At 41.5% G+C, this 7,584-nt stretch carries 6 protein-coding genes; all 6 read right to left on the bottom strand.

The genetic code is table 11. From position 1 onward, the window contains the following. Positions 1 to 145: 145 nt before the first annotated feature. A complete protein-coding gene (locus Q0241_RS19385; RefSeq protein ID WP_299380746.1) occupies positions 146 to 2,071 on the bottom strand; it encodes a hypothetical protein in 1,926 nt (641 codons plus the stop codon). A gap of 134 nt (positions 2,072 to 2,205) precedes the next feature. Continuing rightward, positions 2,206 to 3,036: a hypothetical protein gene (locus tag Q0241_RS19380; RefSeq protein ID WP_299380745.1), complete on the bottom strand. Its 831-nt coding sequence runs from the start codon at positions 3,034 to 3,036 to the stop codon at positions 2,206 to 2,208. Further along, the gene (locus tag Q0241_RS19375; RefSeq protein WP_299380744.1) at positions 3,011 to 3,589 is read right to left on the bottom strand and encodes a hypothetical protein; all 579 of its coding nucleotides are present in this window, start codon (positions 3,587 to 3,589) and stop codon (positions 3,011 to 3,013) included. Before Q0241_RS19375 ends, Q0241_RS19380 begins: the two co-directional genes overlap by 26 nt. 113 nt (positions 3,590 to 3,702) lie before the next feature. Beyond that, complete coding sequence (locus Q0241_RS19370) at positions 3,703 to 4,146, bottom strand: hypothetical protein (protein ID WP_299380743.1); 444 nt, start codon at positions 4,144 to 4,146, stop codon at positions 3,703 to 3,705. A gap of 795 nt (positions 4,147 to 4,941) precedes the next feature. After that, positions 4,942 to 6,237 (bottom strand): hypothetical protein, encoded by a 1,296-nt coding sequence (locus Q0241_RS19365; RefSeq protein ID WP_299380742.1) that lies wholly within the window; start codon positions 6,235 to 6,237, stop codon positions 4,942 to 4,944. Positions 6,238 to 6,285: 48 nt separating this feature from the next. After that, positions 6,286 to 7,584, bottom strand: a 1,299-nt coding sequence (locus Q0241_RS19360) for a hypothetical protein (RefSeq protein ID WP_299380741.1), incomplete at its 5' end; no start/stop codon positions are given.

The raw sequence follows: 7,584 nt of genomic DNA, 5'->3' as shown, positions 1-7,584 counted from the left end.
ATCAAATAGAAGTTGTTGGTTTTGTAAATTTTCAAAATACTTTGAAATAAAGCTTGACTTAGAATATTACCATTACACACTTTTATTACTAAGCTTTGCGCCTCAGCGGCTATGCGAGCTAAAAAAACTTTTGAGCCTTTTGTGTTTAAATTTTTTCAAACAACAAAATCTTACTAGGACTAGCATCCATTTCTAAAGATATAATTTGAATATTCATCAAATACAAATCATCTTTTATCTCTTTAGGAACAAAAATCATTTCGGTAATAGTACAATTTTTTCTATCTAAAGTATAAGAATCATCTATTTTTACTGCTCCTTTTTCTTCATGTCCTTGTTCATAGGCCATATCAATTATTGGGGTTTCACTATTATCCTGGTCCTCATTGCTATTCTCCTTACTTAAGCTTTCACCTCCTTCACCAATCAAGACATCACGTCCCTCTTCATCCCAAATAACCTCATTTTCAAGATTCGGGAAAACCACCTCGCCATTCGCGACCATATCATTGACGATTTGCTCTACTTCAAAAGGTCCCGCGGGTTCATTATGCGTTCCGTTATATTCGTCAATCCTTTCATCAAGGCGAACACGGAAGTCAACAAAAGCATCCCGATCAAACTCTCCTTGCCCATCACTGCCGGTAATATTTTTCTGGGCTCTTTGTGCCAACCGTTCGCGCAATTTAAAATCAGCAGAGCTACGAGGATCCGGCTCACTTTGCTGCATAGCCATAACTTGGCTGATTTGCTTCGGTGATAGATCTTTGAAGTAATGGGATAGATCATAGTTTTGGAATGCTTCAGGGTCAGCAACCTGTAATCCGTTAATCTCGTATAAGGCACGCGAACCTTGTTGGCGCTTAAACTCAACATCAGAAGGGAAGCCGTTATCGCCAGCGTTAATTTTATCAGCATATTCTGCAATCTGATCTCGATCTGCTTCACTTAAATCTAGCGAAAGATTATTAACGTCAATATTACCTCTGTTCTCGACAAGGTAATTCCAGGCGGAATAACGCTGCCCCTTTATTCTCTCTCTTTGTTCTTTGGCTTGAAGGCGTTGTTGACTTTTCCAAAGAAGACCTGCTTCCTTGCCGACCAACTGATCAGGGTAATGTTCCAACGTTCGAAGCAAATCCTCTTCGGACAGCTCCGCGGCTGAAACATCATCCAGAAGCTTCGTGGCCTCATTGTGTATAATTCCTTTTGAGGCAATGGATTGAAAATACCCCTTATCTTCGCGGTTCACATACTCATCAATATTGATCGCCGCCCCTGTTGCCGAGTCAACGCCATCCAACAAGGATTGTAATGCGTCGTAGTTCCCCTGTTTCGCACGCCCTTGAAGTGCAAAGGACAATAAGCTTCTACGTGCTTCTTTGCTTTTTTCAACGGCGGCTTCACGCCCTATGCCCGGCGCAAGATCGTTGATATTGCTATCAATAACGATAATGGCATCCGTCAAAGTATCTGGATTGCCAATAACCCCAGCCCCGTATTTTTCAATATGGCGATCAACAGTCGTATAAATTTTTTCTCTAAGAACTTGTTGTTTAAAGGCCCCGAGAGACTGTTGATCAAAACGGGCTTTTTCATCAAATCGCTGACTGAAAACGGCAGCATCATTTTCGTTTTTGAAACTCTGTCGCGCCATCAGGTCCGTTTTCATATCCGCATAGGACGTCCTAATTTGTTCATCAATTTTTGATGGCGAACTGTCTGTAAAGCCAAGCTGCTCCCTAATCCCCTGATAAAGACCAGACGCAAATTCTGACATTTCTTCGTACAGATCAATATCACGCAATTTTTCCTGCATGTATTCCGATGCGTCCCTCAGATCAGATTTCACACCTTCGATGGGACTTTCATCTTGTGGGCTCTCAGCAGGATCAACATCGGCAGTGGCAGGCTCTTGTTTACGTGCCTTTTCTTCCTCTTTCTTCTTTTTATCTTTTTCATGAACAGCTTGTGAAAGCTTGGAAAGACCACTCGTAACTGCACCAATATTTTCATCAGGCAGTTGAAATCGAACTGTCGCGGGGGCTCGACTATCAGGGATATTTGGCATTTTGATAACCTTTTAAGCTTGAACCCACTGAATTTGGGCAAAAAAATAGATCCAGAAGCTATGCTTGGATCTAAAGAGAAAACTAAAGAGATATGGTTGGAAGGATGCCTACAAAGGCATTAAGTCGTTGGCATTTACTGTACCCGTAACAGTTCGTTGTTTGAAAAGTTATTCAAGAACCCGGCCACGTTGTCTGCCATATCAACATCTGAAGTATCTATTTGAGGTTTTGTGAAGCCTTCACGCATACGTGCTGATAAAATTTCATCAGTATCAATGGCATCCTTTGGATCTTTGAGAAGAGTCCGGGAATATAATGAACTCTTATGATCAATACTTTTCTCAGACACAGCCTCCTCAGAGCCGAGAACACCAGGCAAGCGGTCATTAAGTAACGATTTTTCTATTTCATCGCCAATTATTTTTTTGTGTGTCGGAACCATTCGTAAACTGTTACTTTTTTGGTATGACTCAATCCAATTCTTTATTCTTTTATCAGCAAAACCCCAGACATCTTTCGCATAATCTACATTCTGATCTTTAAAATAACCAGTGCCAATACCTACAGTACGAATATGGTAATTTCCATCTTTCACGACGATAGTACGCTGTACCAATCCGGGATCAAGAAGATGTAAGTTTGTTGTGTAGTTTGTCACAACATCGGGATTAGCCGAAGAATGCTTTACGAACCCTGGCCCGGCAAAATTTCCATACTTTGGTCCTAGCGGAGTTGCAAAGGTTGCCAAAGCTGCGGATACGACTTTGTGATCAACATCTTTCGTTGAAATACCAAGATCATATAAAAATCCATATTCATGATAATCCTCATGGTCCTTTTTAATATCGATGATATCATCCCGGGCTGTATCAAAAAAATTATCCTGATCAATTGTGACAGGGCCAAATTCATCCGTGAAAAACGTTGCCGTGCCATCCTTATTCAACTGCCAATTGTCCGACATCCTCTTTCGGTCCTTTTTGATAAAACCTTAGATAAACCGCTGAACCAATCAAACCTTCAGCCAAATCCCTAAAAAAGCCTTTTACCCAGATCTCATACCCGCAAGCTGTTCGAACATAATCAACAACAGCCACGCAATCCCTCGTGCTGTATCCAAAGGTTGAGGTACCTTCACGCGGATACATAAGATCAAAAAGGTTATAAACATCATATGAAATAAAGCAGATAACAAATAGCAGATATGTCCAAATAATACGTTTTACTTTAAAAAAATTCAGGACCAATCCCCCCAGGAGAACAGGCAAATTTGACGGGATTTGATAGAGAATTAAATAAAGCGAAAACTTTATGATCAACTCCAGAGCTCTGTCCAAAAGTAGAGTTCCCTTTTGCGGGTTCGCTTCATCTATCAAAGTGAAGTCATAATAAAGCTTATCAATAAATTCATAGGCAAAAGTCAGAAGAAAAAGAACCAGTATAGAAATGATAAAGGCTTTCAATACCCGTTTGAATTCTATTTCCTTAAAACGTGACTGAATAGCGGTAATTAGCATTCTTCTAGCTCACCTATTAATCAAACCTCAGATAGCCAATTAACTCAGAAAGCGCCACTTTATTCAACCATAAGATATAAAGGGATTAGATCTCTATCTTAAAATATCATTATCTATAAGAAGCTTGATCCTGCATTCAAAAAACCACCGATCATAGCGTTGTTTCCGGCACGTTTATAAGCTTTTGCTTTCTGATTTCCTGCATAGAGAATATTATCAACTTCCTGCGCCCCCAGCTTTTCAGTCTCTTCAATCAACAGGGCCGGGCTGCCTTCGATTTTCAAGCCCGCTGCGGCAAAGTTGGCGCGCTGTTGCCCCGCTAAACGTTGCGTATTTCGTAGGCTGTTAGCCGCGTCCTGTGCCGCAAACCGCCTTGCCATTTTAGCCTGTTTTTTCGCACGTTTGCGTTCGGCAAAACCGTTAAAAAGTGCCCCACCTGCCCCAAGAAAACCAGCAGTAGCTCCCAATCCGCCAATCCCCGCCAGCGCACCAATAGCTGGGGCTGCATCTTTCAATACATTTCCAACTTTTTTAAATATCTTTTTAAACCACCCCATAACCTTACCCTTTATTTTAGATTTTTTGTTAAAACTTGACCAGCATCAGCGATTTATTCATGACATGTTTGACTCCCTCCAAACGGCACAACATTAACGCCACTCAGCCGACATCATCTTTATTTAATTGTTCAAAGGATTCAAACCAACTAGCATTGCGTGCATTATATAAATAGGTGCTATTATCTATGCATTCTCTAATCGATAAAATAGAAGCTGAATTCAAAAACCGTTGCTTGGCTTACAGCATACTCGCTTGCGTCTCTGCAACCATCTTCTGTGTACTTCTGTACATATCCCTAGTGTTTGCAAAACCATCTGATTTCACAATGTACTTCAGCTGGGGCACGCCCCCCCGATATTTATATTTACAGAAAATATTGGGGAATGTTTTTATCAACAGTATTGATCTCCATCCTCATAATCGCCCTACTTTTGACGATAACAATTCCTGTTTACCTAGCAAAAAGGAGAAAACTGAATAACTACTTCAAAGCTTTGAAAAACTGGTTAGCTTTACCGTCCAACTTCATATCTTACCTTAAATATACAGCGCTATTTATGTCTGTCATATGGCTCATATTTGCTACTGTTTTTTGCTATGACACACTATCTGAACTGTACCCGCCTGTTCTTTTGAAAACAGTAGGAGCGAACCATGGCACCGCGACCGCAAAACATTGGGAAGATTATACATTCTTCCTGTTTTATTTTTTTTCAGTGGGTAGCGCTGTTTTAGTAATAACTCCTCTATCCCTAAGCAGTTATCTTATTTTCAGAAGCCATAAGAAAAGGTCATTGCATAAATTTTGATTGCCTGTTTGCTTGAGAAGACATCAGAGAGTTCCGAGGCAAGCCATTTAAAAACCCTAAGCTTTCTTTTTCTTTGGCGCTATCAAGCTGATTTACATCTTCTTGTTTTCCTTGACGTAAATCACTCTTTTTACCAGACCAGAACTCTAAATCATCATATCCCGGTAAAAAATTCTCGGGATTGATTTGATCCAAATAACTTTGATCCCTATGAACAGGAGCAACATTGCTTGTATTATCATGGTTTCCAAGCACATCTATACTATCAAAATCAGTGTTTTGATGTTTTAGACGAGCTTGTCTTCTAAGATTCAACTTGATTCCTTCTGCAGTATCGAATGATACAGAATCAAACTCATGACCAAGAGATTTACCATCATACTTAATCCATCGTTTTTCTTTATCACTATATACGTAGCCATCAACTTGATTCACTGCCCCCGAATAATTACCTGTTGCAGCTCTCTCAAAAATTTCCGCCTTTAAAGACATTGGTATTGGGGCGCTTATGCCAAATAAGATACCATCAGAAAACTCCCAATCAGCAAAGTCTTCATACAATTCCGACCCCATAGAATATCTGGTCGCAGCCGCATTAATTGCCAAAAATTTCTCAAGTTTTTCAGGATCTTCCTTTATTACGTCACCAATAGTTTTACCTGACCCGAGCTCATGATCCCAAAAATAAAACGCACCTCCCCAACCGGCTAAATCCTGTTCTCCTTTTTTTAGAGCACCATCAATTTCCGCATTAATAATTTCACTGATACCTGGCAATATTCTATTACGTTTAAGATCTTTTTCAGTATTTCTGCTCTCTTTACTTTGCTGCTTATTTATCTCATCTTCATGCTTTTGCAGCTTATTTATAACGTGATTGACTACCCCGCGACCAATAATCTCTGTTGTTTCATCTAAACGATCTTTGGTGGCGTCTTTTCTTGTATTACCTTTAATACTCAGAGATTTTCCTGAATAAAGTAATCCATATTTTGAGACGGCTCGTATAAATTTATTCGCGGAGCTTCTAGGATCATCACTGTTAATTTCCGCTGCTCGCTCAAACCATGTTTTCGTTTTATCATAGTCAGGATCATCTCGGTTGACTCCTAATATTTCTGGATTTTCTTCGAGAACTAAAGCAATTTCGGCATAAGCTTTATAGAAACTTTTAGTACCCTCTTTAGTGTTCACCTTAATATTTCCTAAGAGTTCAGCAGAGCTCTCAGGAACTTTTAATGAACGACGAAACTCTTCTAAACGATGAGTGTTATCCATTTTATTCCTCAATTAGAACGACCATGTAAAAGCAGAACGAGAGAGGAACTACCCCTCGGATTGTACTTCAGTGATGAGTGACCGGATCGTGGCCGGAAGCGGCTGTCTTGCTCTGATGAAAATTTGTGCTTTGTCGCTAAAGCCGTTTTCCGGATCAATTTCCAGATATCCGGTATAGAGATCCGGGGATTGGCCGAACGGTGTTGATCCATCGCGGAAGATATGCGTTTGCGTATCTTGCAGGCTGTCTCCGGCTTCAATTGTTCCTGTGTTCATGACATCCACGCCCATAGAAACAACACGCTTTTTCTTACCTCTGCCGGTACCATTTTGCAGCGCGACAATCGGGGATAGAGGCTGTACGACAGACTGATAAGGCAACCCGGCGGTAATTTTCAAACCTGTGCGGTTATTTTTTAACGAAACCTTGCCATCATTTGACACCATTGATCGTGGGGATACCTTGCCATCGTGCAGGATATCCACCTCTTGCCCGATAAGATGATCAAAACCGTTAATCGTATTGGCCGCGTCCCCTTCATAGGTTCCGCCGCAATCCACAAAAAAGGCATCTTTTTTATCCCGACCATCATCAAACCCGGCTTCCATAAATTCAATGTGGCGCACGATTTCTCCATTGACTTTACGCTTGACCGACAGCCATAAAACTTCTCGTTTGGCTTCATAAGTCACAGCAACGGTTTCAACTTCACCCCAGTCATGCTCGTCTGTTGAACCGCCCAGCTTATGACGGTGGAACGCGACAACCTCTTGAGATTTTTCATAGGTAACGCCAACCAGTTGCCCATCGTCCCGGACCATCCAGATAATGGAATCAGGATCATTGACCATATCCATATCCTTAATCCCGGTTCCCGTTATATGTTGAGATAAAAAAGTCTGATCGGGCGCAATAAAACTGTCTCGCTCAAACGAGAAAACAAATTCATGTAACCGTTTTCTGTTCCGGCTTAGAAATAGGGCCACTTCCCCCTTCTGGATAGGGGGAATGGCGGCTGATCCTTCCGTTGTATGGCGGCGATTGATCACCGACGTAACGGTTAAAGCTTCATTGGCCGAAGATCCGCTCAATGTTCTTGTGGCCCCCGATGTCCCCATCATCAGGGCACGCCCCTCGACCATCCATTGAATATGGTTGACCTGCCCTGCCTTGATCGTCGCTTTAAAGGCGTCGTCGGCATTGGTGCCTAAAGTAAAGTTTTTCTCGTTGGATGTTTTCGACGTCCAGATGGTTTGCGGCTGATCAGGGGGCGAGGCAAAAATAGATCGCTGCTGATAGAAGGAACAGCGTCTGGGATAGTTCCCCGCCTTCCATTCCGCCGGCTT

It is taken from the genome of uncultured Kiloniella sp., assembly GCF_937128705.1.
In the GTDB taxonomy this organism is placed as follows: domain Bacteria; phylum Pseudomonadota; class Alphaproteobacteria; order Kiloniellales; family Kiloniellaceae; genus Kiloniella.
The sequence above is the reverse complement of the archived record's forward strand: the minus strand, read 5'-3'. Positions and strand labels throughout refer to the sequence as shown.